At 58.0% G+C, this 24,947-nt stretch carries 21 protein-coding genes; 1 reads left to right on the top strand and 20 read right to left on the bottom strand.

The window, feature by feature from the left end; translation table 11 throughout:
* Positions 1-8 precede the first annotated feature (8 nt).
* A complete protein-coding gene (locus tag F7R06_RS23270; RefSeq protein WP_047526341.1) occupies positions 9-1,121 on the bottom strand; it encodes an S-(hydroxymethyl)glutathione dehydrogenase/class III alcohol dehydrogenase in 1,113 nt (370 codons plus the stop codon).
* A 107-nt stretch (positions 1,122-1,228) separates the two neighbouring features.
* On the opposite strand from F7R06_RS23270, the gene F7R06_RS23265 reads away from it, so the two are divergent.
* Complete coding sequence (locus F7R06_RS23265; RefSeq protein ID WP_090316976.1) at positions 1,229-2,125, top strand: LysR family transcriptional regulator; 897 nt, start codon at positions 1,229-1,231, stop codon at positions 2,123-2,125.
* Positions 2,126-2,131: 6 nt separating this feature from the next.
* Here F7R06_RS23265 and ispD read toward each other — a convergent pair whose 3' ends face one another.
* The 19 genes from ispD to uppS all read right to left on the bottom strand — a co-directional run bounded on the left by ispD (position 2,132) and on the right by uppS (position 24,947).
* The gene (gene ispD, locus F7R06_RS23260; RefSeq protein WP_090316973.1) at positions 2,132-2,839 is read right to left on the bottom strand and encodes a 2-C-methyl-D-erythritol 4-phosphate cytidylyltransferase; all 708 of its coding nucleotides are present in this window, start codon (positions 2,837-2,839) and stop codon (positions 2,132-2,134) included.
* Entirely contained in the window at positions 2,836-3,114 is a 279-nt protein-coding gene (ftsB, locus tag F7R06_RS23255) for a cell division protein FtsB (RefSeq protein WP_047526337.1), read from the bottom strand. The genes ispD and ftsB overlap by 4 nt, the downstream gene beginning before the upstream one ends.
* 171 nt (positions 3,115-3,285) lie before the next feature.
* Positions 3,286-4,575 carry a phosphopyruvate hydratase gene (eno, locus tag F7R06_RS23250; RefSeq protein ID WP_090316970.1) on the bottom strand — a complete coding sequence of 430 codons (1,290 nt, stop codon included), beginning with the start codon at positions 4,573-4,575 and terminating at the stop codon, positions 3,286-3,288.
* A gap of 156 nt (positions 4,576-4,731) precedes the next feature.
* The gene (gene kdsA / locus F7R06_RS23245) at positions 4,732-5,577 is read right to left on the bottom strand and encodes a 3-deoxy-8-phosphooctulonate synthase (protein WP_090316966.1); all 846 of its coding nucleotides are present in this window, start codon (positions 5,575-5,577) and stop codon (positions 4,732-4,734) included.
* A gap of 5 nt (positions 5,578-5,582) precedes the next feature.
* The gene (pyrG, locus tag F7R06_RS23240; protein ID WP_090316963.1) at positions 5,583-7,214 is read right to left on the bottom strand and encodes a CTP synthase; all 1,632 of its coding nucleotides are present in this window, start codon (positions 7,212-7,214) and stop codon (positions 5,583-5,585) included.
* A 274-nt stretch (positions 7,215-7,488) separates the two neighbouring features.
* Entirely contained in the window at positions 7,489-8,817 is a 1,329-nt protein-coding gene (gene tilS, locus F7R06_RS23235; RefSeq protein ID WP_090316960.1) for a tRNA lysidine(34) synthetase TilS, read from the bottom strand.
* A gap of 138 nt (positions 8,818-8,955) precedes the next feature.
* Positions 8,956-9,903, bottom strand: a complete 948-nt coding sequence (locus F7R06_RS23230; RefSeq protein ID WP_090316955.1) for an acetyl-CoA carboxylase carboxyltransferase subunit alpha — start codon at positions 9,901-9,903, stop codon at positions 8,956-8,958.
* Between the two features lie 139 nt (positions 9,904-10,042).
* Positions 10,043-13,564 carry a DNA polymerase III subunit alpha gene (gene dnaE / locus F7R06_RS23225; RefSeq protein WP_090316952.1) on the bottom strand — a complete coding sequence of 1,174 codons (3,522 nt, stop codon included), beginning with the start codon at positions 13,562-13,564 and terminating at the stop codon, positions 10,043-10,045.
* A 77-nt stretch (positions 13,565-13,641) separates the two neighbouring features.
* Positions 13,642-14,268: a ribonuclease HII gene (gene rnhB, locus F7R06_RS23220; RefSeq protein ID WP_090316949.1), complete on the bottom strand. Its 627-nt coding sequence runs from the start codon at positions 14,266-14,268 to the stop codon at positions 13,642-13,644.
* 11 nt (positions 14,269-14,279) lie between these two features.
* Positions 14,280-15,410, bottom strand: coding sequence for a lipid-A-disaccharide synthase (gene lpxB, locus F7R06_RS23215; protein WP_090316946.1), 1,131 nt, complete (start codon positions 15,408-15,410; stop codon positions 14,280-14,282).
* Positions 15,411-15,412: 2 nt separating this feature from the next.
* Positions 15,413-16,189: an acyl-ACP--UDP-N-acetylglucosamine O-acyltransferase gene (gene lpxA, locus F7R06_RS23210; protein ID WP_090316944.1), complete on the bottom strand. Its 777-nt coding sequence runs from the start codon at positions 16,187-16,189 to the stop codon at positions 15,413-15,415.
* Positions 16,186-16,626 (bottom strand): 3-hydroxyacyl-ACP dehydratase FabZ, encoded by a 441-nt coding sequence (gene fabZ, locus F7R06_RS23205; protein WP_007940511.1) that lies wholly within the window; start codon positions 16,624-16,626, stop codon positions 16,186-16,188. The genes lpxA and fabZ overlap by 4 nt, the downstream gene beginning before the upstream one ends.
* 108 nt (positions 16,627-16,734) lie before the next feature.
* Positions 16,735-17,790: a UDP-3-O-(3-hydroxymyristoyl)glucosamine N-acyltransferase gene (lpxD, locus tag F7R06_RS23200; RefSeq protein ID WP_090316941.1), complete on the bottom strand. Its 1,056-nt coding sequence runs from the start codon at positions 17,788-17,790 to the stop codon at positions 16,735-16,737.
* 3 nt (positions 17,791-17,793) lie between these two features.
* Positions 17,794-18,297, bottom strand: coding sequence for an OmpH/Skp family outer membrane protein (locus F7R06_RS23195; protein ID WP_007990260.1), 504 nt, complete (start codon positions 18,295-18,297; stop codon positions 17,794-17,796).
* Between the two features lie 45 nt (positions 18,298-18,342).
* Positions 18,343-20,721, bottom strand: coding sequence for an outer membrane protein assembly factor BamA (gene bamA / locus F7R06_RS23190; RefSeq protein WP_090316938.1), 2,379 nt, complete (start codon positions 20,719-20,721; stop codon positions 18,343-18,345).
* Between the two features lie 72 nt (positions 20,722-20,793).
* Positions 20,794-22,146, bottom strand: a complete 1,353-nt coding sequence (rseP, locus tag F7R06_RS23185; RefSeq protein ID WP_090316935.1) for a sigma E protease regulator RseP — start codon at positions 22,144-22,146, stop codon at positions 20,794-20,796.
* Positions 22,147-22,198: 52 nt separating this feature from the next.
* Positions 22,199-23,389, bottom strand: coding sequence for a 1-deoxy-D-xylulose-5-phosphate reductoisomerase (ispC, locus tag F7R06_RS23180; RefSeq protein WP_090318345.1), 1,191 nt, complete (start codon positions 23,387-23,389; stop codon positions 22,199-22,201).
* Positions 23,386-24,192 carry a phosphatidate cytidylyltransferase gene (locus F7R06_RS23175; protein WP_090316932.1) on the bottom strand — a complete coding sequence of 269 codons (807 nt, stop codon included), beginning with the start codon at positions 24,190-24,192 and terminating at the stop codon, positions 23,386-23,388. Before F7R06_RS23175 ends, ispC begins: the two co-directional genes overlap by 4 nt.
* On the bottom strand, positions 24,192-24,947 hold the full coding sequence (gene uppS / locus F7R06_RS23170; protein ID WP_090316929.1) for a polyprenyl diphosphate synthase: 756 nt from the start codon (positions 24,945-24,947) through the stop codon (positions 24,192-24,194). The genes F7R06_RS23175 and uppS overlap by 1 nt, the downstream gene beginning before the upstream one ends.

The raw sequence follows: 24,947 nt of genomic DNA, 5'->3' as shown, positions 1-24,947 counted from the left end.
GGCTGACCTCAGAAATGGATGACGGTGCGGATACTTTTTCCTTCATGCATCAGGTCGAAAGCCTTGTTTATATCTTCCAGGCCCATGGTGTGGGTGATGAAGGTGTCCAATGGGATTTCCCCGGTTTCGGCCATTTCCACGTAGCTTGGCAACTCGGTACGGCCGCGCACGCCACCGAACGCCGAACCGCGCCAGACGCGACCAGTGACCAACTGGAACGGACGGGTGGAGATTTCCTGACCAGCACCGGCCACACCGATGATGACCGACTCGCCCCATCCCTTGTGGCAGCACTCCAGTGCGGCACGCATCAATTGGACATTGCCGATGCATTCGAAGGAGAAGTCGACGCCACCATCGGTCATGTCGACGATGACTTCCTGAATCGGACGGTCGAAGTCTTTCGGGTTCACGCAGTCGGTTGCACCCAACTGTTTGGCGATTTCAAATTTGGCCGGGTTGATATCGATGGCAATGATACGGGCGGCCTTGGCTTTGACTGCACCGATGACAGCCGACAGACCGATACCGCCAAGGCCGAAAATGGCCACGGTATCACCGGGTTTCACCTTGGCAGTGTTGAGGACTGCGCCGATGCCGGTGGTGACACCACAACCCAACAGGCAGACTTTTTCCAGGGGTGCTTCTTTAGCGATCTTGGCCACGGAGATTTCCGGCAACACGGTGTACTCGGAAAAAGTCGAAGTGCCCATGTAGTGGAAAATCGTTTCACCCTTGTAGGAAAAACGCGAAGTGCCATCCGGCATCAGACCTTTGCCCTGAGTTGCGCGAATTGCCTGGCAAAGGTTGGTTTTGCCCGACAGACAGAATTTGCACTGACGGCATTCAGGGGTGTACAGCGGGATCACATGGTCGCCGACGGCCACAGAGGTCACGCCCTCGCCAATGGCTTCGACAATCGCACCACCTTCGTGACCGAGAATCGACGGAAAGATACCTTCCGGGTCGGCACCGGACAGGGTGTAGGCATCGGTATGGCAAACACCGGAAGCCACCACGCGCAGCAACACTTCACCGGCCTTGGGCATGGCGACATCGACTTCAACAATCTCCAGAGGTTTCTTGGCCTCGAAGGCAACGGCGGCGCGCGACTTGATCATGGTGATTCTCCAGTGAATAAAAACGAGACAGGGAGTGTATTACAGCGCCTTACGGTGAATAATCCGGACAAAAGCAAAACATTATTGCTACACAGGGATAATCCAGGATGTCCGAAAATCGCTGGGAAGGTATCGACGAATTTGTCGCGGTCGCCGAATGCAGTCAGTTCACCGCTGCCGCCGAACGCCTGGGGGTTTCTTCCTCCCACATCAGTCGACAAATCGTACGACTGGAAGAACGCCTGCAAACCCGCTTGCTCTATCGCAGTACGCGCCGGGTCGCGCTGACCGAAGCCGGGCAAACTTTTTTGCAACATTGCCAGCGTTTGCAGGACGGTCGCGAGGAGGCGTTGCGCGCGGTCGGCGACTTGACCAGCGAGCCCAAGGGCATGTTGCGCATGACCTGCGCCGTAGCCTACGGCGAACGCTTTATCGTGCCACTGGTCACGCGCTTCATGGGGCTCTATCCGCAGTTGCGGATCGACATTGAACTGAGCAATCGCCAGCTCGATCTGGTGCATGAGGGCCTGGACCTGGCCATCCGCCTGGGTCGCTTGCAGGACTCGCGACTGGTCGCCACCCGCCTCGCGCCACGGCGCATGTTTCTTTGCGCGTCGCCTTCCTACCTGGAACGTTATGGTCGCCCACACAGTTTGTCGGAATTGAGCCGTCATAACTGCCTGATCGGCAGCTCCGATCTCTGGCAACTGGAACAGAACGGGCGGGAATTTTCCCAGCGCGTCCAGGGAAACTGGCGCTGTAACAGTGGGCAAGCGGTGCTGGATGCGGCGCTACAGGGCGTAGGGTTATGCCAGCTGCCGGATTATTACGTGCTGGAGCATTTGAAAAGCGGTGCGTTGATTTCGCTATTGGAGGCGCATCAGCCGCCGAACACTGCGGTGTGGGCGCTTTATCCACAGCAACGGCATCTGTCGCCCAAGGTGCGCAAACTGGTCGATTATCTGAAGGAAGGATTGGCCGAAAGACCCGAATATCGGGGTTAGGATCGACTAGCCTCGGTTAGCCCAACGTTGACGCAACCACTCCAAATCTTCAGGGCGAGTGACCTTGAGATTATCGGCGCGCCCTTCGATCAGGCGCGGCGCCATCCCCGCCCACTCCATGGCCGAAGCTTCGTCGGTAATGACGGCGTCGGCCACCAGGCTGTCCGCCAGCGCGCGATGCAATGCGCCAAGACGGAACATCTGCGGCGTATAGGCTTGCCAGATCACGCTGCGATCCACGGTTTCCACCACACGCCCCTGCTTGTCGACCCGTTTCAAGGTATCCCGTGCCGGTACCGCCAGCAGTCCACCCACCGGATCATCCGCCAGGTCGCCCAGCAACTTGTCCAGATCATCGCGGCTCAGATTGGGCCGGGCAGCATCGTGCACCAACACCCAATCCTCATCGTCCGCACCTAACGCATGCAGGTGCAGCAACGCATTGAGTACCGATCCGGAACGCTCGGCACCGCCGTCAACACGTTGAATGCGCCGATCGGAAGCACACGCCAGGTTCGGCCAGTAAGGATCATCAACAGCAAGACTGACCACCAACCCCTTGAGGGCCGGGTGATCAAGGAAACAGCCGAGGCTGTGTTCGAGAATAGTGCGCCCGCCCAATTGCAGGTATTGCTTGGGACGGTCTGCGGCCATACGGGCACCGACGCCCGCGGCAGGAATCACGGCCCAGAAGGCCGGTAGAGACACGTTCATTGCGCCAGCTGGTAAAGGGTTTCACCGTCCTTGACCATGCCCAGCTCATGGCGAGCCCGCTCTTCAACAGTCTCCATGCCCTTTTTCAACTCGCTGACTTCAGCGTCCATCACCCGATTGCGCTCCAGCAACGACTCATTCTCAGCATGCTGATCCGCGATCTGCTGAGTCAGTTCGGCCACTTGCGCCAGACTGCCATTGCCCACCCACAGGCGGTACTGCAGGCCAGCCAGCAGCAAGAGCAAGACGAGGAACAACCAATTGGGACTGCGCATCGAATATCAGGTATCCAGTGAAAAAAGACAGCCATACCAAAACATGAAGCTACTGATAGCACGAAGCCTGGATGAACCAGGCTTGTGCTTATAAGGCATCAGATTAGTGGTAAAAACGTCGCCGCAGCGATTTTTCCGACACAATCCGGTGTCTTTTTTACTATGTACTGGTTAGCCGCGGAATTCACTGCGGCCGTTGTACTTGGCTTTGCCGTTCAACTGCTCTTCGATACGCAGCAGTTGGTTGTACTTGGAAACGCGATCGGAGCGGCACAGGGAGCCGGTCTTGATCTGGCCAGCCGAGGTGCCCACAGCCAGGTCGGCAATGGTCGAGTCTTCGGTTTCGCCGGAGCGGTGCGAGATCACGGCGGTGTAACCAGCGGCCTTGGCCATCTGGATGGCTTCCAGGGTTTCGGTCAGGGTGCCGATCTGGTTGAACTTGATCAGGATCGAGTTGGCGATCTTTTTGTCGATGCCTTCTTTCAGGATCTTGGTGTTGGTTACGAACAGGTCGTCACCTACCAGCTGGGTCTTCTCGCCGATCTTGTCGGTGAGGATTTTCCAGCCAGCCCAGTCGGACTCGTCCAGACCGTCTTCGATGGAAATGATTGGATAACGCTCGGTCAGACCTTTCAGGTAATCAGCAAAACCTTCAGCGGTGAAGACTTGGCCTTCGCCCGACAGGTTGTATTTACCGTCTTCGTAGAATTCGCTGGCCGCGCAGTCCAGAGCCAGGGTCACGTCGGTGCCCAGCTTGTAACCGGCATTGGCCACGGCTTCGGAGATCACTTTCAAAGCGTCTTCGTTGGAGGCCAGGTTCGGCGCGAAACCACCTTCGTCACCGACGGCAGTGCTCAGGCCACGGGCCTTCAGCACGGCTTTGAGGTGATGGAAAATCTCGGTGCCCATGCGCAGACCTTCCGAGAAAGTCTTGGCGCCTACTGGCTGAACCATGAATTCCTGGATATCGACGTTGTTGTCGGCGTGCTCGCCACCGTTGATGATGTTCATCATCGGAACCGGCATCGAGTAAACACCCGGGGTGCCGTTCAGGTTGGCAATGTGAGCGTACAGCGGCAGATCCTGGTCCTGTGCAGCTGCCTTGGCCGCAGCCAGGGAAACGGCGAGGATCGCGTTGGCGCCCAGGGTTGCCTTGTTTTCAGTACCGTCGAGCTTGATCATCGCCAGATCCAGCGCTTTCTGGTCGCTTGGGTCTGTACCTTTCAACAGGTCGCGGATCGGACCATTGATGTTGGCAACGGCCTTCAGTACACCCTTGCCCAGGTAACGGCTTTTGTCGCCATCACGCAGCTCGAGCGCTTCACGCGAGCCAGTGGAAGCACCGGACGGCGCGCAGGCGCTGCCGATGATGCCGTTGTCGAGAAGCACGTCCGCTTCCACGGTGGGATTGCCACGGGAGTCGAGAACTTCACGACCTTTGATGTCGACGATTTTAGCCATTGTTGTAAACACTCCAAAGTTGACGAAAACGACGCAGCTGTAGGAAATCTTTTATCGTCGGCAAGTGATGTGCAGCGGGCAGACTTGCGGACGACAAGGCCCAGACCCGAGGGCCTGAGCGTTAAATCGTGCGGTACTTTACCGGAGAAATGAGGATTACGCGGTTTCTACCGTCGGAAAACTCTTCACCAGTTCGTCCAGGGCTTTTAGCTGGGCCAGGAATGGCTCCAGTTTGTCCAGACGCAAGGCGCAAGGGCCGTCGCACTTGGCGTTGTCCGGGTCCGGGTGCGCTTCCAGGAACAGGCCAGCCAGGGACTGACTCATGCCTGCCTTGGCCAGATCGGTGACCTGGGCGCGACGACCACCGGCGGAATCGGAGCGACCGCCAGGCATTTGCAGGGCGTGGGTCACATCGAAGAACACCGGGTATTCGAACTGCTTCATGATGCCGAAGCCGAGCATGTCGACGACCAGGTTGTTGTAGCCAAAACTCGAACCGCGCTCGCAGAGGATCAACTGATCATTACCGGCCTCCACGCACTTGTTCAGGATGTGTTTCATTTCCTGAGGTGCGAGGAATTGAGCCTTTTTGATATTGATCACGGCACCCGTCTTGGCCATCGCGACCACCAGGTCGGTCTGGCGCGACAGGAAGGCCGGCAGCTGAATGATGTCGCAGACTTCAGCAACGACCGCGGCCTGCTCCGGCTCATGGACGTCGGTGATGATCGGCACACCAAAGGCTTGCTTGATGTCCTGGAAGATCCGCATGCCCTCTTCCAGGCCGGGGCCACGGTAAGAGGTCACGGAGGAGCGGTTAGCCTTGTCGAAACTGGCCTTGAACACGTAAGGGATACCGAGCTTCTCGGTAACCTTCACGTATTCTTCGCAGACCTGCATTGCCATGTCGCGGCTTTCCAGCACGTTCATGCCACCGAACAGCACCATTGGCTTGTCGTTGGCAATCTCGATATCGCCTACACGGATGATCTTCTGCGCCATAAGGTTCAAGCCTTCTTCTGGTGTTGAGCCAAAGCGGCTTTGACGAAACCACTGAACAACGGGTGACCGTCGCGAGGTGTCGAGGTGAACTCAGGGTGGAACTGGCAAGCAACGAACCATGGGTGATCCGGTGCTTCAACCACCTCAACCAGCGCGCCATCACCGGAACGACCGGAGATTTTCAGGCCGGCTTCGATGATTTGCGGCAGCAGGTTGTTGTTCACTTCGTAGCGATGACGGTGACGTTCGACAATCACGTCCTTGCCGTAGCAATCGTGAACCAGGGAACCCGGCTCCAGCAGGCAGTCCTGCGCACCGAGGCGCATGGTGCCGCCCAGATCGGACGCTTCGGTACGGATTTCGACGGCACCTGTGGCATCTTCCCACTCGGTGATCAGACCCACGACCGGGTGACCGCTAGCGCGATCGAACTCGGTGGAGTTGGCGTCTTTCCAGCCCATGACGTTACGAGCGAACTCGATCACGGCCACCTGCATGCCCAGGCAGATACCCAGGTATGGCACCTTGTTTTCGCGAGCGTATTGAACCGCAGTGATCTTGCCTTCCACGCCACGCAAACCGAAGCCACCCGGGACCAGGATTGCATCAACGCCTTCGAGCAGCGCGGTGCCCTGGTTTTCGATGTCTTCGGAATCGATGTAGCGCAGGTTGACCTTGGTACGGTTGCTGATGCCGGCATGACTCATCGCTTCGATCAGCGATTTGTAGGCGTCCAGCAGCTCCATGTACTTCCCGACCATGGCGATGGTGACTTCGTGCTCCGGGTTCAGCTTGGCGTCGACCACAGCTTCCCACTCGGACAGATCGGCACCGCCACATTGCAGGCCGAAACGCTCGACGACGAAATCGTCCAGACCCTGGGAGTGAAGAATGCCCGGGATCTTGTAGATGGTGTCGGCGTCTTCCAGCGCGATCACTGCACGTTCTTCAACGTTGGTGAATTGCGCGATCTTGCGACGCGAAGACACATCGATCGGGTGATCGGAACGGCAAACCAGCACGTCAGGTTGCAGGCCGATGGAGCGCAGCTCCTTGACCGAGTGCTGGGTTGGCTTGGTTTTGGTTTCGCCGGCAGTGGCGATGTACGGCACCAGCGTCAGGTGCATCAGCATCGCGCGCTTGGCGCCGACTTCGAAACGCAACTGGCGGATGGCTTCGAGGAACGGTTGGGATTCGATGTCACCCACGGTGCCACCGATCTCGACCATCGCCACGTCGGCGTCGCCGGCGCCCTTGATGATACGGCGCTTGATTTCGTCGGTGATGTGCGGGATGACCTGGATGGTTGCGCCCAGGTAGTCACCACGACGCTCTTTGCGCAGCACATGCTCATAGACACGGCCGGTGGTGAAGTTGTTGTTCTGGGTCATGGTCGTGCGGATGAACCGCTCGTAGTGGCCCAGGTCCAGGTCGGTCTCGGCGCCGTCGTGGGTGACGAACACTTCTCCGTGCTGGAACGGGCTCATGGTGCCCGGGTCGACGTTGATGTACGGGTCCAGCTTCAGCATGGTGACCTTAAGTCCCCGCGCCTCCAGGATGGCCGCCAATGATGCCGATGCAATGCCTTTCCCCAATGAAGAAACAACACCGCCCGTGACGAATATGTAGCGCGTCATGAAAAACCCTAGAAGTCTGCGTTAAAGCGGTCCGAGCCGCCGGGGAAAGCGAAGGAAGGCCGAAGCCCCCGATCACCTGCATTAATCACAGTGCACCTTTCAAAAAAACCGCCGCGTTGGGACAGACCGGAAGATGAAACACCGGTACGTTGCTCGCTACACATTTTTTGGAATCGCCCAGCAAAGACTGCTTGGTAATCGGCAACTCCTGCAATTCAGGCGAATCCACAGAAGTTGTATCAAGAAGGGAGCGTAGTCTACCGGAAAGCCCCTTTCAGCTCAAACCTTGATCTTCGCTCGGCGGTTGCCAACACAATTTCCAGCCATCTGCCGTACTGCCATCCAGCCCCGGGAGGTTCGCCACCGCCAGTAATTGCTGACCTTTGTACAGCAGCGGCAATCTGCCGCGGACGAACAACGGTACAGCGCTTTCGTTGAGCAAACGCTTCAAGTCGCGATGACCCCGACCTGGCAAATCCATCACCTCGCCCCCTTCACGATAGCGGATCTGCAAAGGGCCATCGGGCATTTGCCCGGTAAGGGCAAGCACACCATTGTCGGGTAGGACCCGTGGCAGCGCAGGGTCGGGCCACGCGCCAACAGCAGGAGGCGGACGCAACCAGGCGCCGGATAACCACCAGACTCGCCCCCCCGCGCGGTGCAACTCACCCTCCGCCAAGCGCCAGATGGGCCGCGCATCGCCAGTGGCATCGCGCAAATCCTCCCAACCCGACCAATGGTCTCTGTCCGGGAGGTTTGTCAGGGGCTCGAGCCAGTGACTCAAGGCGTTGCGTTGGCGCGCGTCGGAGAGTTTTTCCAACGGTGCCAATTCCAGCGACGGCAAACCCAGCCAATCGAAATCACCGGGTGTGCTGGCCTGGCTCAAGTCGATTTGTGCCAACTCGCCGAGCAATCCTTGCGCTTCGCCCATATGCCCAGCGCTGCGGGCCATGCTCGCGATTGCCTGCGGCCAGCGCGCGGTCAATACCGGCAATACCTGATGACGCAGATAATTGCGCGAGAAGTGTTGATTCAGGTTGGACGGGTCCTCGATCCAGCTCAATTGATGCTCGGCCGCGTAGGCTTCCAGATCGGCGCGAGTCGCATCCAGCAAGGGCCGCAACAGATAGCCCTTGCCCAGCCGACGCTGGCGAGGCATCCCCGACAGACCTCGCACCCCCGCCCCCCGCAACAATCGGAACAGCAGCGTTTCTGCCTGGTCGTCACGATGCTGTCCAGTCAACAGAACTTCATTGGCCCGGGTGACCTCGACGAACGCAGCATAACGGGCATCCCGGGCCGCACGCTCAAGGCTGGCGCCGGGCTGAACCTGCACCCGACTCACGTGCAATGGCACTTGCAGGGCGTCACACACCGACCGGCAATGATCCGGCCAGGCATCAGCCACAGACTGAAGACCGTGATGGACATGAATGGCACTCAATGGCGGCAGGGATTCGGTTTTCGCGAGTTTTGCGAGAAGGTGCAACAGGACGGTGGAGTCGAGACCACCGGAGAACGCGATGTGCCAGGCTTTGGCGTTGCGCCAGGGCGCGAGATTCAGGAGAAGTCTGGCGGGCAGATCAATATTTGACTGACTCATAACCTTCATTCACTTAAATCAAATGTGGGAGCGAGCTTGCTCGCGATAGCGGTATAACAGACAACGAATTGGTTGAATGTTAAGACCCCATCGCGAGCAAGCTCGCTCCCACATGGTAAAGCGAACAGCGAGGTCAGGTCAGAGACCGTAGCTCATCAGACGCTCGTAACGACGATCCAGCAACGCCTTGTGATCGAGCTTCTTCAGCATCGCCAGTTGCGAGCTCAGTTCGGCACGGATATTGGCAGCGGCCGCCGCTGGATCACGGTGCGCACCGCCCAATGGCTCGCTGATCACTTTGTCCACGATGCCCAGGCCTTTGAGGCGCTCGGCGGTAATGCCCATGGCTTCAGCGGCGTCCGGTGCCTTCTCGGCGGTTTTCCACAGGATCGAAGCGCAACCTTCCGGCGAGATCACCGCGTAGGTCGAGTACTGCAGCATGTTCAACTGATCGCAAACACCGATCGCCAAAGCGCCACCGGAACCACCCTCACCGATCACGGTGGCGATGATTGGGGTTTTCAGGCGAGCCATGACACGCAGGTTCCAGGCAATGGCTTCGCTCTGGTTGCGCTCTTCGGCGTCGATGCCAGGGTAAGCGCCCGGCGTATCGATGAAGGTCAGGATCGGCATTTTGAAACGCTCGGCCATTTCCATCAGACGGCAGGCCTTGCGGTAGCCTTCCGGACGCGGCATGCCGAAGTTGCGGCGAACCTTTTCGCGCACTTCACGGCCTTTCTGGTGACCGATCACCATCACTGGCTGGTCATCCAGACGAGCGATACCGCCTACGATGGCGGCGTCGTCGGAGAAGTGGCGGTCGCCGTGCAACTCATCGAACTCGGTGAAGATATGTTCGATGTAGTCCAGGGTGTATGGGCGACGCGGGTGACGCGCCAGACGCGCGATCTGCCAGCTGGTCAGCTTGCCGAAGATGTCTTCGGTCAGGGTGCTGCTTTTATCCTGCAGGCGGGAGATCTCATCGCCGATATTCAGCGAATTGTCATTACCGACCAAGCGCAACTCTTCGATCTTGGCTTGCAGGTCGGCGATCGGCTGTTCGAAATCTAGAAAATTCGGGTTCATAGGCGTCCGTCTTGGGTCGACGTCCAAGAGAGCTTGGGCCGGCCGGTTGTCTATTCGCGCCCTACCTTAAGGGACAGGCGCGTTCAGGTCGAGATTAAAAATTCAGGTCAAGGTCAGGGCGATCCAACAGCCCTGACCGTCAACGGTATTGGAGGAAGACGTTGTCTCGCCCGAACTGGTCACGCAGGGCTTGAATCAACGCATCCGCCGGATCGATTCGCCAGCCTTCGCCGAACTGCAGCAAGGCTTTCGCATCGGGACTGGTGTAGTCCATGGTAATCGGGCACGCACCGCGGTGGCGCTTGAGCAACTCACCCAGCCAGCGTAGCTGATCACCTTTCAAATCTTTCGCGTGCAACTTCAGGCGCAGGCTCTCAGCCAGGTTGGTACGCGCATCTTCCATGCTCATTACCCGCTTGACCCGCAACCGCAGGCCGCCTGAGAAGTCATCGTTGCTGACTTCGCCTTCAACCACCACCATTGCATCGGTCTGCAACAGTGATTGCGCGGAATGGAACGCATCGGCAAACAGCGACGCCTCGATCCGCCCGGAACGGTCATCAAGGGTAATGAACCCCATCTTGTCGCCCTTTTTGTTCTTCATTACCCGCAGGGCGATGATCATGCCGGCGACCGTCTGGGTATCGCGCGCAGGCTTGAGATCAATGATGCGCTGACGGGCGAAACGGCGTATTTCACCTTCGTATTCGTCAATCGGGTGACCGGTCAGGTACAGGCCCAGGGTGTCTTTTTCCCCTTTCAACCGCTCCTTGAGGGTCAGTTCCTTGGCTCTGCGATGATTGGCGTAGACATCGGCATCTTCTTCGACGAACAAACCGCCAAACAGGTCGGCATGGCCGCTGTCGTGGGTGCGGGCAGTTTGCTCGGCAGCCTTGATCGCCTCTTCCATGGCCGTCAGCAGGACGGCACGATTGCGGTCGATATTGGCTTGATAGGCCTTCGGCTCGTCGTGGAAATACGGGCCAAGACGATCCAGCGCACCGCTGCGGATCAAGCCGTCGAGAGTGCGCTTGTTGATGCGCTTGAGGTCGACCCGGGCACAGAAATCGAACAGATCCTTGAACGGACCGTCCAGGCGCGCTTCGGTGATCGCTTCGACCGGCCCCTCGCCCACGCCCTTGATCGCGCCCAGGCCGTAAATGATCCGGCCTTCGTCGTTCACCGTGAACTTGAACTCCGAGGTGTTCACATCCGGTGCATCGAGGCGCAGCTTCATCGTGCGCACTTCTTCGATCAAGGTCACGACCTTGTCGGTGTTGTGCATATCCGCCGAAAGCACCGCCGCCATGAATGGCGCCGGGTAGTGCGCCTTGAGCCATGCCGTCTGGTACGAGACCAGACCATAAGCGGCGGAGTGGGATTTGTTGAAGCCGTAGCCGGCGAACTTTTCCACCAGGTCGAAGATGTTACCGGCCAGGTCGGCATCGATATTGTTGGTGGCGCAACCTTCAATGAAACCGCCACGCTGCTTGGCCATTTCTTCGGGCTTTTTCTTACCCATCGCCCGACGCAGCATGTCCGCACCACCAAGGGTGTAGCCGGCCATGACCTGGGCAATCTGCATCACCTGTTCCTGATACAGGATGATGCCGTAGGTTGGCGCCAATACGGGTTTGAGGCCTTCGTACTGGTAATCCGAGTGCGGGTACGCCAGTTCGGCGCGACCGTGTTTACGGTTGATGAAGTCATCCACCATGCCCGATTGCAGCGGGCCGGGACGGAACAGCGCCACCAGTGCGATCAAGTCTTCCAGGCAGTCGGGCTTGAGCTTCTTGATCAGCTCTTTCATGCCGCGGGATTCGAGCTGGAACACCGCCGTGGTTTCGGCTTTTTGCAGCAGCGTGTAGGTCGGCTTGTCGTCCAGCGGGATAAACGCGATATCCAGCGGCGGTTCGTTGACCTTGGCGCGGTCGCGATTGATGGTTTTCAGCGCCCAGTCGATGATCGTCAGGGTCCGCAGGCCGAGGAAGTCGAACTTCACCAGACCGGCGGCTTCAACGTCGTCCTTGTCGAACTGGGTCACCAGGCCATCGCCTGCTTCGTCGCAATAGATCGGCGAGAAGTCGGTCAGCTTGGTGGGCGCGATCACCACGCCACCGGCGTGCTTGCCGACGTTACGCACCACACCTTCAAGCTTGCGGGCCATCTCCCAGATTTCCGCGGCTTCTTCATCGACCTTGATGAAGTCACGCAGGATCTCTTCCTGTTCGTAGGCCTTTTCCAGGGTCATGCCGACTTCGAACGGAATCATCTTCGACAGACGATCCGCCAGACCATAAGACTTGCCCTGCACCCGCGCCACGTCACGGACCACGGCTTTTGCGGCCATGGAACCGAAGGTGATGATCTGGCTTACCGCGTTGCGGCCGTACTTTTCGGCCACGTAGTCGATCACCCGGTCACGACCGTCCATGCAGAAGTCGACGTCGAAGTCGGGCATGGAGACCCGTTCCGGGTTAAGGAAACGTTCGAACAGCAGGTCATATTCCAGCGGGTCGAGGTCGGTGATCTTCTGTACATAGGCCACCAGCGACCCGGCACCCGATCCACGGCCAGGCCCCACCGGCACGCCGTTGTTCTTGGCCCACTGGATAAAGTCCATCACGATCAGGAAGTAACCCGGGAATCCCATCTGGATGATGATATCCAGCTCGAAATTCAGCCGGTCGACATAGACCTGGCGCTTGGCCTCATAGTCTTCAGTGGTGTCCTTGGGCAGCAGAACCGCAAGCCGCTCCTCAAGACCATCGAAGGAAACCTTGCGGAAATATTCGTCGATGGTCATGCCATCGGGAATCGGGAAGTTGGGCAGGAAGTGCGTGCCCAGCTTGACTTCGATGTTGCAGCGCTTGGCGATCTCGACCGTGTTTTCCAGCGCTTCGGGAATATCGCTGAACAGCTCGGCCATTTCCTCGGCGCTTTTGAGGTACTGCTGATCGCTGTAATTCTTCGAACGCCGCGGATCGTCGAGGGCACGGCCCTCACCGATGCAAACGCGGGTTTCGTGGGCCGCGAAGTCTTCCTGCTTGATGAAGCGCACATCGTTGGTCGCCACCAGCGGCGCACCGATTTTCTCGGCCAGCGCCACGGCGCCGTGCAGTTGCTCTTCGTCGTTGGGGCGGTTGGTGCGCTGGATTTCCAGATAGAAGCGGTCCGGGAACACCGCCATCCACTCCCGCGCCAAGGCTTCGGCTTCGTCCGGGTTGCCACTGAGCATCGCCTGGCCGATTTCGCCCTCTTTCGCTGCCGACAGCATGATCAAGCCTGCGCTGGCTTCGGCAACCCACTCGCGCTCGATGATGATCGAACCATTACGCTGGCCGTCGATAAAGCCCCGTGAAATCAGCTCGGTAAGATTGCGATAACCTTCGGCGTTCATCACCAACAGGCTGATCCGGCTCAGCGGGTTGTCCGGATCCTTGTTCGACAGCCACAGGTCGGCGCCGCAGATCGGCTTGATCCCGGCACCCATGGCGGCTTTATAGAATTTGACCAGGGAACACATGTTGTTCTGATCGGTGACCGCAACGGCAGGCATGTTCATGCCAACCAGGGTCTTGACCAGCGGCTTGATCCGCACCAGACCGTCGACCAGGGAATATTCAGTGTGCAGGCGTAGATGAACAAATGAAGCCGGCATAGTGATCCTGCGTATATTCATGAAAACAACAAGGCCCGGATTGTACCGGGCCTTGGCAAAAAAAATCAGCCTTGCTGCTAACTCTCGATCAGGCTTTCCCGCGCTTCAAAAGCCAGACGCACAGGCGCAAACGAACGTCGGTGGATAGGCGTCGGCCCAAGGCGCGCGAGCGCTTCCAGATGAACAGGCGTCGGGTAGCCTTTGTGGCCGCCGATACCATAACCAGGGTAAATCAGCTCGAAAGCCGCCATTTCCCGATCACGACTGACCTTGGCCAAAATCGAAGCCGCTGCAATGGCCGGTACCTTGCCATCACCCTGCACCACCGCCTCGGCGCGCATCGGCAATTTCGGACAGCGATTACCGTCGATCATCGCCAGTTTCGGCTGGATATGCAGCCCTGCTACCGCGCGCTGCATGGCCAGCATGGTGGCATGCAGGATGTTCAGCTCGTCGATCTCTTCGACTTCCGCGCGGGCGATACACCAGCTCAGGGCTTTCTCGCAGATTTCATCGTAGAGTTTTTCGCGGCGAGCTTCGGTGAGCTTCTTGGAGTCATTCAAACCGAGAATCGGGCGGTTCGGATCAAGGATTACCGCAGCCGTCACCACGGCACCGCAGAGCGGACCGCGACCAACTTCGTCGACACCGGCAACCAATTCTTCCACTTCAGCGACCAAGGTGAAATCCAGCCCCATCTGCATGCTTGCTTTACTCATTGTACTTGGCCGATCAGGTTCAGCACCGCATCCGCCGCCTGATTAGAGGCATCCAGACGCAAGGTACGGTGGATTTCATCAAAACCGCGGGTTTGCTCTTCGCCACCCTCGATCAGCGGCGATAGGGTCTGGGCCAGGGCTTCGACCGTCGCATCGTCTTGCAGCAACTCGGGCACCAGCAGACGCTGGGCCAGCAGGTTCGGCAGAGAGACGTAGGGACTTTTCACCATCCGCTTGAGAATCCAGAACGTCAGCGGCGCCAAGCGATACGCGACCACCATGGGCCGCTTGTACAACAGGGCTTCAAGCGTTGCCGTTCCAGAGGCGATCAGCACCGCATCGCACGCAGCCAAGGCCAGATGGGATTTGCCATCGAGCAACGTGAGCGGCAGATCGCGACCGGCCAACAGCTCTTCAAGCTGCGCGCGGCGCTGCGGATTGGCACATGGCAAGACAAACCGCACGCCTGGACGCAGCGCCCGCAGGCGTTGGGCAGCGTCGAGAAACAATGCACCGAGACGGCCCACTTCGCCGCCTCGACTGCCGGGCATCAAGGCGACCAACGGCCCATCAGGCAATCCAAGCTCGGCCCGCGCTGCTGCGCGGTCGGCCTCAAGCGGAATGGCATCGGCAAGGGTGTGCCCGACAAACCGTACCGGCACGCCCTTCTCTTCATAGAACTTCGCTTCGAATGGAAATAGCGTGAGCATCAGATCGCAACCCTCGCGAATCTTCAGCACCCGCTTCTGTCGCCACGCCCAGACCGACGGGCTGACGTAATGCACAGTCTTGATGCCGGCCTGACGCAGCTTGAGTTCGATATTGAGATTGAAGTCCGGGGCATCGATTCCGATGAACACGTCCGGCTTCGCAGCAATCAGGTCCGCGACCAGTTTCTTGCGACGCGCCAGCAATTCGCGCAACCGACCCAGCACTTCCACCAGGCCCATGACGGACAGGCGCTCCATCGGGAAATACGAGGTCAGGCCCTCAGCCTGCATCAATGGACCGCCGACACCGATGAACTCGACTGCCGGGTATTGAGCCTTGAGCGCACGCATCAGCCCCGCACCCAGAATGTCACCGGAAGCCTCACCCGCCACCAGCGCGATTCGCAGATTGGCCATGATCAGCGGGTGATGCCGCGGGTCGAAGACTGGATGGAGTCGCGGAACACCGCCACTTCCGGGAATTGCTCAGACGATTCGGCCAGCTCGGCGAGCGCCTGCTCAACCGTCAGCCCCTGGCGGTAGACCACCTTGTAGGCGCGACGCAGGGCGTGGATTGCATCTTCGCTGAAACCACGACGGCGCATGCCCTCGAAGTTCATGCTGCGGGCTTCGGCCGGGTTGCCGAACACCGTGACATAAGCGGGAACGTCTTTACCGATGGCGGTACCCATACCGGAGAAGCTATGGGCGCCAATGTGGCAATACTGGTGAACCAGGGTAAAACCGGAAAGGATCGCCCAGTCGTCAACGTGCACATGACCGGCAAGTGCAGTGTTATTGACCAGAATGCAATGGTTGCCGATGACACTGTCGTGACCGATGTGCGCGTAGGCCATGATCAGGTTGTGGTCACCCAGGGTGGTTTCCGAACGGTCTTGAATAGTGCCCCGGTGAATGGTCACGCCTTCGCGAATGACGTTATGGTCGCCAATGACCAGTCGGGTTTCTTCACCCTTGTATTTCAGATCAGGCGTGTCCTCGCCTACCGAGGAAAACTGATAGATGCGATTGTACTTACCGATTCGGGTCGGGCCTTTGAGAATCACGTGCGGCCCGATCACTGTTCCCTCGCCGATTTCCACACCTGCGCCGACGATCGACCACGGGCCGACCTCGACACCGTCGGCCAGAACAGCCGTCGGATCGATGATTGCGCGAGGGTCAATCAAACTCATAGTTTGCGTTCCGCGCAGATGATTTCAGCAGAGCAGACTGGTTTGCCATCGACCGAAGCCTGGCATTCGAACTTCCAGATCTGACGCTTGCAGCTAATGAACTTGGCTTCAAGGATCAACTGGTCACCCGGCAACACCGGCTGGCGGAAACGCAGCTTGTCGGAACCGACGAAGTAGTAAAGCGTGCCATCAGCCGGCTTCACGTCGAGCATTTTGAAACCAAGGATCCCGGCAGCCTGAGCCATCGCCTCGATGATCAGCACGCCCGGCATGATTGGATGCGCAGGGAAGTGACCGTTGAAGAATGGTTCGTTGATGCTGACATTCTTGTAGGCGCGAATGCGCTTGCCTTCCACATCCAGATCCACGACCCGGTCCACCAGCAGGAACGGGTAACGGTGAGGCAGGTATTCGCGAATCTCGTTGATGTCCATCATTTCGGGGGGAAGCCTATGTAAAGATTGGAAGCGCGCGACTGACGCGCACTCCTCTAGCAAATCAAGGGCGCAGTCTAGCGGCTGTGCACGCTTGATATGGAAATGGTATCAGCCATCTGATGAAGCATTACCGTCAGGGGTCACTTCCCCTACTTGCTTTTCAAGCTGTCGCAAACGCCGTGCGATATCATCGAGCTGACGGATACGGGCCGCGCTTTTGCGCCACTCGGCCGCTGGCTGCATTGCCGTACCGGAAGAGTAGGAACCTGGCTCGGTGATCGAGTGGGTCACCATGGTCATCCCGGTAATGAAAACGTTGTCGCAAATATCGATATGCCCCACCAGCCCCACACCACCAGCAAGCATGCAATGCTTACCGATTTTGGTGCTGCCGGAAATCCCCACGCACGCGGCCATGGCCGTGTGATCACCAATCTGGACGTTGTGGGCGATCTGAATCTGGTTGTCGAGCTTAACGCCATTACCAATGACGGTATCGGCCAGCGCACCGCGGTCGATGGCGGTGTTCACGCCAATTTCCACGTCGTCACCGACCAGCACGCCACCGATCTGGGCGATTTTCTGCCAGATACCCTTCTGGTTGGCAAAACCAAAGCCTTCACCACCGAGTACGGCACCGGACTGGATAACCACCCGCTTCCCGACGCGTACATCGTGATACAGCGTGACCCGCGGCGCGAGCCAGCCACCTTCACCGATGACACTACGAGCGCCGATGAAGCAGTGCGCACCAACCGTCACACCCGCGCCAATATGCGCCCCGCTTTCGATGACCGCAAAAGCACCAATACTTGCCGCAGGATCGACCACTGCGTCAGGCGCAATCACCGCCGTCGGATGAACACCCGCAGCAGCCTTGGGCTTGGGATCGAACAAGTGAGAAATACGAGCGTAGGCGGCGTATGGATCAGGTACCACCAGTGCATCTCCGGCAAAACCTTCAGCATCAGCAGCTTTGAGCAACAAAGCTGCGGCTTGACTGCCTGCCAGGTATTTACGGTACTGGGGATTTGCGAGAAAGCTCAACTGAGTTGGGCCAGCCTCCTGCAAGGTAGCTAGCCCAGTAATTGCTTTGTCCGGGTCGCCACTGAGGGTGGCACCGAGGAACTCGGCCAACTGGCCGAGCTTGATAGTCACGGTCATGGATTATTTCAGCTGATTCATGCGCTCGATAACCTGGCGCGTGATGTCGTACTGAGGTTTGACATCAATCACTGCACCACGCTCGAACACCAGGTCGAAAGCACCTTTCTTGATGACTTCTTCTACAGCGCTATCCAGTTTCGGCTTGAGCTGCTTCAGCATTTCACGGTCGGCAACGGCTTTGGCTTCATTCAACTCCTTGGACTGGAATTGGAAGTCACGAGCCTTTTGCTTGAATTCAAGCTCCAGACGCTCACGTTCGCCTTGCTGCATTTTGTCACCACCAGCCATCAGACGATCCTGAATGCCCTTGGCACTGCTTTCCAGTGTCTTGAGCTTGGTCAGCTGCGGACCAAATTTTTTCTCGGCATCAACGGCGTATTTCTTGGCCGCATCAGACTCCAGCAATGCCATCTGATAGTTCAGAACAGCGATTTTCATGTCGGCAAAAGCCGGGCCTGCTACCAGTACGGAAGCCAGGAGAACCAATTGAGTCAACTTACGCACGATGCACTCCTACAAAATCCATTGTCATTATCTTGGGTCAGACGCTTAGAACGTCTGGCCGAGGGAGAATTGGAACACTTGAGTCTCGGCATTGCTGTCCGGCTTTTTAACTGGCATCGCCAACGCGAAGCTCAACGGACCAAGGGCGGTAACCCAAGTCACACCGACACCCACAGAACTGGCCATATTACTCAGGCTGATGTCATTACATTGAGTGTTGGACTTCGAGCCATCGGCGTTGGTGCTCTGCTTGCAAGTCGAATCGAACACGTTACCCACATCCCAGAATACCGAGGTACGCAAGGAGCGCTGATCTTTCACGAACGGCAACGGGAACAGAAGCTCTACACCACCCTGGATCAGGACGTTACCACCAAACGGCAGTGGATCCTGATCCGGATCGACTGCGGTCCCCGGGTTCACGCCCCGGCTCGGAGTACTACGAGGCCCCAGAGTGCTGTCCTTGAAACCGCGAACCGAGTTGAAACCACCAGCATAGTAGTTTTCATAGAATGGCAAGCCATCAGTGGAACCATAACCATCGCCATAACCCAGTTCGGTGTGCAGGCGCATGGTGTAGTTTTCAGACAACGGCTGGAACAGTTGACCGCGATAATCCAGTTTGAAGAACGACAAATCGCTGCCCGGTGTTGTCGCTTCCGCGGTCAAGCTTTGGGAATGACCACGGGTTGCCAGTACGCCTTTGTTCAATGTGGACTCGGACCAACCGGCCGATGCCTTGAAGTTCAGGTACTGATCGCCTTGCTGGTTAACGAAGTCGAAAATTTCGTCGACGGTATAAAGACCCGTCTTGATCTTGTCCTGTTGCGCAGTCAAACCAAAGGTAAGACGCGAAGTCTCGCTGATCGGATAACCGACACTGACGCCCGCTCCCAGGCTGTCTACGGCGTAGCTGGCAACGTTTACATCAAGATCTTTATAGTCGGTTGTGCGATAGAACGCGTTGTAACCCAGGCTCACACCATCAGCAGTCCAGTACGGGTCGACATAACCGAAGTTATAGCGACTTTGATATTGGCTGCGAGTCAAGCCGATGCTGACCTTGTTACCCGTACCCAGGAAGTTGTTCTGGGTAATCGAACCACCGAGAATCAGACCTGCACTCTGTGCAAAACCAATACTCGCGGTAATCGAACCGGACGCTTGCTCTTCAACGCTGTAGTTCACATCCACCTGGTCATCGACGCCAGGCACGGCAGGTGTTTCAACGTTGACTTCCTTGAAGAACCCCAGTCGCTCCAGACGAGTCTTGGATTGATCGATCAGGTAAGTCGACGCCCAACCGCCTTCCATCTGACGCATTTCACGACGCAGCACTTCGTCTTCGGACTTGGTGTTGCCACGGAAGTTAATGCGGTTGACGTAAGCACGCTTGCCCGGATCCACAGCAAAGGTGATATCTACGGTGTGGTCTTCATCATGAGGCTGCGGCACGCCGTTTACGTTGGCGAAGGTATAGCCTTCGTTACCCAGGCGACGGGTGATCAGCTCGGACGTAGTGGTCATCAGCTTGCGCGAGAATACCTGGCCTTTCTGCACCAGGAGCAGGGACTTGACCTGATCCTCGGGGACCTTCAGGTCACCGCTCAACTTGACGTCACGTACGGTGTACTTTTCGCCTTCGTTAATATTGACGGTGATGTAGACGTGCTTCTTGTCCGGGGTGATGGAGACCTGGGTCGAAGCGATATCCATGTTGATATAGCCACGGTCCAGGTAGTAGGAACGCAGACGCTCCAGGTCACCGGACAGTTTTTCACGAGCGTACTTGTCGTCGTTCTTGAAGAACGACAACCAGTTGGTTGTCTTGAGTTCAAACAGATCAATGAGGTCTTCATCAGGGAAGACAGTGTTGCCTACCACGTTGATGTGCTGGATAGCTGCGACGGTGCCTTCGTTGATGTTGACCTTCAAGCCGACGCGGTTGCGCGGCTGCGGTACCACCTCGGTGTCGACGGTAGCGGAGTAGCGACCCTGAGCGACGTATTGGCGCTGCAGCTCGTTACGTACACCTTCGAGGGTAGCGCGCTGGAAGATCTCGCCTTCGGCCAGACCGGATTGTTTGAGACCCTTCATCAGGTCTTCAGTGGAAATCGCCTTGTTACCTTCGATCTCGATACTGGCGACCGACGGACGCTCGACTACAGTAATAACCAGGACGTTGCCATCGCGGCCCAGCTGGATATCTTGAAAGAAACCGGTTTTGAACAACGCACGAGTGGATTCCACCAGGCGACGATCATCCGCCTGTTCGCCGACGTTCAACGGCAAAGCACCAAAGACGCTACCCGCGGAGACCCGCTGGAGGCCATTGACGCGAATATCAGAGATAGTGAAGGACTCGGCGTGAACTTCGGCGATCATCAATACGGTGAGAACCGCAGTTAGCAGCAGACGTTTCATGAAGTCCTTTCTTATTCCAACTGGCAATAAACAAACTGCCGCAAAATGCGGCAGATTCGCAATTCAGCGACGTTACAGACGACCCAGATCATTGACCAGAGCAAGCAACATCACTCCGACCACCAAACTGATACCGATCTGTATCCCCCAACCTTGCACCCGATCCGACAAGGGACGACCACGCGCCCACTCAATCAGATAAAACAACAAATGCCCCCCATCCAGCACAGGAATGGGCAGCAAATTCAGAACACCCAAGCTAATACTCAGATAAGCAAGGAAATTCAGGAAATCAGCAACACCCGACTGGGCCGAAGCGCCCGCCACTTTAGCAATGGTTATCGGTCCACTCAAGTTTTTTACCGAGAGCTCACCGAACAACATTTTCTTGAGTGAATCCAGGGTCAGCACGCTCATTGTCCAGGTGCGTCGAGCCCCCTCAGCAATTGCGGCCACTGGCCCGTAACTGACCTCGCGAATCATCTCAGGCGGCCAGTCGACAGCCTTTACCCCAGCCCCCAGGTAACCAGTGGGGGCTTTGCTTTCGCCACGGGCAGCCAGCGTGACAGGGACGTCGATTTGAGCACTATCACGCTCAACCCGCAGCATGATTTTGGTACCAGGATGCATACGAACGGTATCGACCACCTGCTGCCAGTCATCCAGCGCCTTGCCATCCAGTGCCAACAATCGGTCGCCGGTTTTCAAGCCAGCCGCTTGAGCCGGGCCCTTCGGATCCAATTCGGCCAGGACCGGCGGCAATGCAGGACGCCAAGGACGGATACCCAGCGAACGAATCGGATCCGGCTCATCAGCCCCCTTGAGCCATTTATCCAGCGCCAGCTCACGAGGAGAGTCAACCGTGGAGCCCTGATCACGAACCAACACCTGCAGCGAACCGCTCTCCCCCAGTCGGCGGACCAATTGCAAATTCACTGCCGCCCAGCCGGTAGTCGGCTCACCGTCGATAGAGATAATTTCCTGTCCAGGGCTCAATCCGGCCCTGGCGGCGATACTGCCCGACTCCACAGCACCGATGACCGGGCGCACCTGCTCGCTACCGAGCATGGCCAAAACCCAGAAAAACACCATCGCCAACAGAAAGTTGGCGATCGGTCCCGCTGCCACGATGGCAATGCGCTGGCGCACCGATTTGCGATTGAAGGAATGATCGAGCTGATCGACAGGCACTTCACCTTCGCGCTCATCGAGCATTTTGACGTAGCCGCCCAAGGGGATGGCGGCCACCACGAACTCGGTACCTTTCTTGTCGTGCCAGCGCAGCAGCGGCATCCCGAAGCCCACGGAAAAGCGCAGCACTTTGACCCCACAGCGACGCGCAACCCAGAAATGGCCGAACTCGTGGAAGGTAACCAGCACGCCCAAAGCCACCAGGGTGCCGACAATCATATAGAGCGCGCTCATCTACTTTCTCCGCAATCCTATCCGGTGCTGCATGGGCCAACGCAGTGCACACTTACCGCCCGTGTCGACTCAACCATTGTTCGGCCAGTACACGTGCCTTCGTATCTGCCGTGAACACTGCCTCGAGATCATCCACTGCTACCACAGGCTCGAGATTCAACGTTTCTTCGATGATACTCGCGATTTCAGGGTAGCGGACCCGTCCGTCGAGAAAGGCTGCAACCGCGACCTCATTTGCCGCATTCAACATGGCCGGTGCACTGTTGCCTGCTTCGGCCGCCAGACGCGCCAGCCGCAGACAAGGAAACCGCTCTTCGTCGGGCGCCTGGAAGTCCAGGCGCGCGATAGCAAACAGATCCAGCGGTGCCACACCTGAATCGATCCGCTCCGGCCAGGCCAGTGCATTGGCGATTGGCGTGCGCATGTCCGGGTTGCCCAACTGAGCCAACACCGAGCCATCGATGTAATCGACCAGCGAATGAATCACGCTCTGCGGATGAACCACCACTTCGACCTGGGACGGCCTGGCATCGAACAGCCAGCAGGCTTCGATCAACTCGAGCCCTTTATTCATCATGCTGGCCGAATCAACCGAAATCTTGCGCCCCATGGACCAGTTCGGATGAGCACAGGCCTGTTGGGGAGTCACATGGGCCAGTTCAGCCATGGGCGTCTGGCGGAACGGGCCGCCAGAGGCTGTCAGCAAAATCCGACGCACACCCACCGCACCGAGACCACGGGCAAAATCCTGCGGCATGCACTGGAATATCGCGTTGTGCTCACTGTCGATCGGCAGCAATACCGAGCCACTCTTGCGCACGGCCTGCATGAACAACGCACCGGACATTACCAGCGCTTCTTTGTTGGCCAGGAGAATTTTCTTGCCCGACTCGACGGCCGCCAGGGTTGGACGTAATCCCGCCGCACCGACAATGGCCGCCATGACCGCATCGACTTCAGGGTCTGCAGCAATCTGACACAGCCCTTCCTCCCCCACCAGAACCCGGGTTGAAAGCCCCGCTGCATGCAGATCATCCTGCAAGGCTCGGGCAGCTCCCGCCTCTGGCACAACAGCGAACCGCGGCGCGTGGCGAACGCAAAGTGCCAACAACTCGCTCAAACGTGTGAAACCGCTCAAGGCAAAGACTTGACAACGCCCGGGGTGGCGAGCGATGACATCGAGAGTGCTCAGACCGATCGATCCGGTCGCTCCCAGAACGGTAATCTGCTGTGGGCGGTTCAAGGCGCAGCCATCCATAGCAGTACGGCGAACACGGGAATAGCTGCCGTCAGACTGTCGATCCGATCCAGAACGCCACCATGCCCCGGTAACAGATTACTGCTGTCCTTGATCCCGGACTGACGCTTGAACATGCTTTCGGTGAGGTCACCCACAACCGAGACAAACACGATCAAGGCTGCGCCGATCAGCCCCTTGAACAGCTGGGCAACTGTCCAGTCCCGAACAAACCCGACGATTACAGTGATGAGCAGGCTCGACACCAAACCGCCGTAAACGCCTTCCCAGCTCTTGCCAGGACTGACCTGTGGCGCCAGCTTGCGCTTACCGAAAGCCCGGCCGGAAAAATACGCACCGATATCGGCGCCCCAGACCAGCACCATCACCGCCATGATTAACCAGTTCCCCAGCGGTTCCTGCTTGATCAAGACCAAGCCTTGCCAGGCTGGTAATAGAATCAACAGACCGACCACCAGCTTGCAGGCCGCACTGGCCCAATGCGCGCTGGACTGCGGATAGGTGAGCACGAGATACGTCGCAACCCCCCACCAGATGACCGAAGCCCCCAGTATCCAGGGCGCGAGACCGGGTAGCAGGTGCATGACCAACAACATCACCGCGACGACAGCAGCATAGCCAAAACGCATCGACTGGGCGGTAAAGCCTGCCAGGCGAGCCCATTCCCAGGCACCGAGAGTCACAACCAACCCGATGAACAAGGCAAAAGCGGAACCCTCGAGGAGAAAAAACCCGCACAGGGCAATCGGCAGCAGGATCAATGCCGTGATGATTCGTTGTTTAAGCATTAAACCCGGGCTCCAGCCTCGACCTGCTCACTCGTTTTACCGAAGCGGCGCTGGCGAGATGCGAAATCGGCCAGCGCGTTCCGCATGGCATCGTGTTTGAAGTCCGGCCAGAACAGGTCGGAAAAATACAACTCGGCATAAGCCAACTGCCACAGCAGAAAGTTGCTGATGCGGTGCTCGCCTCCGGTACGGATGCACAGATCGGGCAACGGCAGATCGCCCGTAGCCAGACAGGTTTGCAGCAGTTCCGGGGTGATGTCTTCAGGACGCAGATGCCCGGCCTGAACTTCCCGCGCCAGGCGCTGAGCGGCTTGCGCGATATCCCACTGCCCACCGTAGTTGGCCGCGATCTGCAGGATAAAGCGATTGGCGCCGGCCGTCATGGCCTCAGCTTCGCGCATCGCAGCCTGAAGTTCAGGGTGAAAACGCGAGCGGTCGCCAATGATGCGCAAACTGATGTTGTTTTCGTTGAGGCGCTTGGCCTCACGACGCAATGCCTTGAAGAACAAGTCCATCAAGGCACTGACCTCATCGGCCGGACGCTGCCAGTTCTCGCTCGAGAACGCGAACAAGGTGAGCACTTCGACTCCTGCCTCGGCACACACCTCGATAACCGCACGAACCGCATCCACACCCGCTTTATGCCCGGCGACGCCAGGCATAAAGCGTTTTTTCGCCCAGCGATTATTACCATCCATGATGATCGCGACATGGCGCGGCACCGTGGACGGTGCAACCTGCTTGGTCTTTTCCAT

The sequence above is a fragment of the Pseudomonas moorei genome (assembly GCF_008801475.1).
Lineage (GTDB): Bacteria > Pseudomonadota > Gammaproteobacteria > Pseudomonadales > Pseudomonadaceae > Aquipseudomonas > Aquipseudomonas moorei.
This window is presented reverse-complemented; position numbering and strand designations above follow the sequence as displayed.

Bases quoted from the DNA above. Each gene is read 5' to 3' on its own strand.
- bamA (WP_090316938.1), bottom strand. From the start codon at position 20,721: ATGAAACGTCTGCTGCTAACTGCGGTTCTCACCGTATTGATGATCGCC.
- dnaE (WP_090316952.1), bottom strand. From the start codon at position 13,564: ATGCCGGCTTCATTTGTTCATCTACGCCTGCACACTGAATATTCCCTG.
- rnhB (WP_090316949.1), bottom strand. From the start codon at position 14,268: ATGCAGATGGGGCTGGATTTCACCTTGGTCGCTGAAGTGGAAGAATTG.
- eno (WP_090316970.1), bottom strand. From the start codon at position 4,575: ATGGCTAAAATCGTCGACATCAAAGGTCGTGAAGTTCTCGACTCCCGT.
- uppS (WP_090316929.1), bottom strand. From the start codon at position 24,947: ATGGAAAAGACCAAGCAGGTTGCACCGTCCACGGTGCCGCGCCATGTC.
- rseP (WP_090316935.1), bottom strand. From the start codon at position 22,146: ATGAGCGCGCTCTATATGATTGTCGGCACCCTGGTGGCTTTGGGCGTG.
- lpxA (WP_090316944.1), bottom strand. From the start codon at position 16,189: ATGAGTTTGATTGACCCTCGCGCAATCATCGATCCGACGGCTGTTCTG.
- F7R06_RS23265 (WP_090316976.1), top strand. From the start codon at position 1,229: ATGTCCGAAAATCGCTGGGAAGGTATCGACGAATTTGTCGCGGTCGCC.
- fabZ (WP_007940511.1), bottom strand. From the start codon at position 16,626: ATGATGGACATCAACGAGATTCGCGAATACCTGCCTCACCGTTACCCG.
- kdsA (WP_090316966.1), bottom strand. From the start codon at position 5,577: ATGGCGCAGAAGATCATCCGTGTAGGCGATATCGAGATTGCCAACGAC.
- F7R06_RS23230 (WP_090316955.1), bottom strand. From the start codon at position 9,903: ATGAACCCGAATTTTCTAGATTTCGAACAGCCGATCGCCGACCTGCAA.
- ispD (WP_090316973.1), bottom strand. From the start codon at position 2,839: ATGAACGTGTCTCTACCGGCCTTCTGGGCCGTGATTCCTGCCGCGGGC.
- tilS (WP_090316960.1), bottom strand. From the start codon at position 8,817: ATGAGTCAGTCAAATATTGATCTGCCCGCCAGACTTCTCCTGAATCTC.
- F7R06_RS23175 (WP_090316932.1), bottom strand. From the start codon at position 24,192: ATGCTTAAACAACGAATCATCACGGCATTGATCCTGCTGCCGATTGCC.
- pyrG (WP_090316963.1), bottom strand. From the start codon at position 7,214: ATGACGCGCTACATATTCGTCACGGGCGGTGTTGTTTCTTCATTGGGG.
- ftsB (WP_047526337.1), bottom strand. From the start codon at position 3,114: ATGCGCAGTCCCAATTGGTTGTTCCTCGTCTTGCTCTTGCTGCTGGCT.
- lpxD (WP_090316941.1), bottom strand. From the start codon at position 17,790: ATGACCGTGACTATCAAGCTCGGCCAGTTGGCCGAGTTCCTCGGTGCC.
- lpxB (WP_090316946.1), bottom strand. From the start codon at position 15,410: ATGGCCAATCTGCGAATCGCGCTGGTGGCGGGTGAGGCTTCCGGTGAC.
- F7R06_RS23270 (WP_047526341.1), bottom strand. From the start codon at position 1,121: ATGATCAAGTCGCGCGCCGCCGTTGCCTTCGAGGCCAAGAAACCTCTG.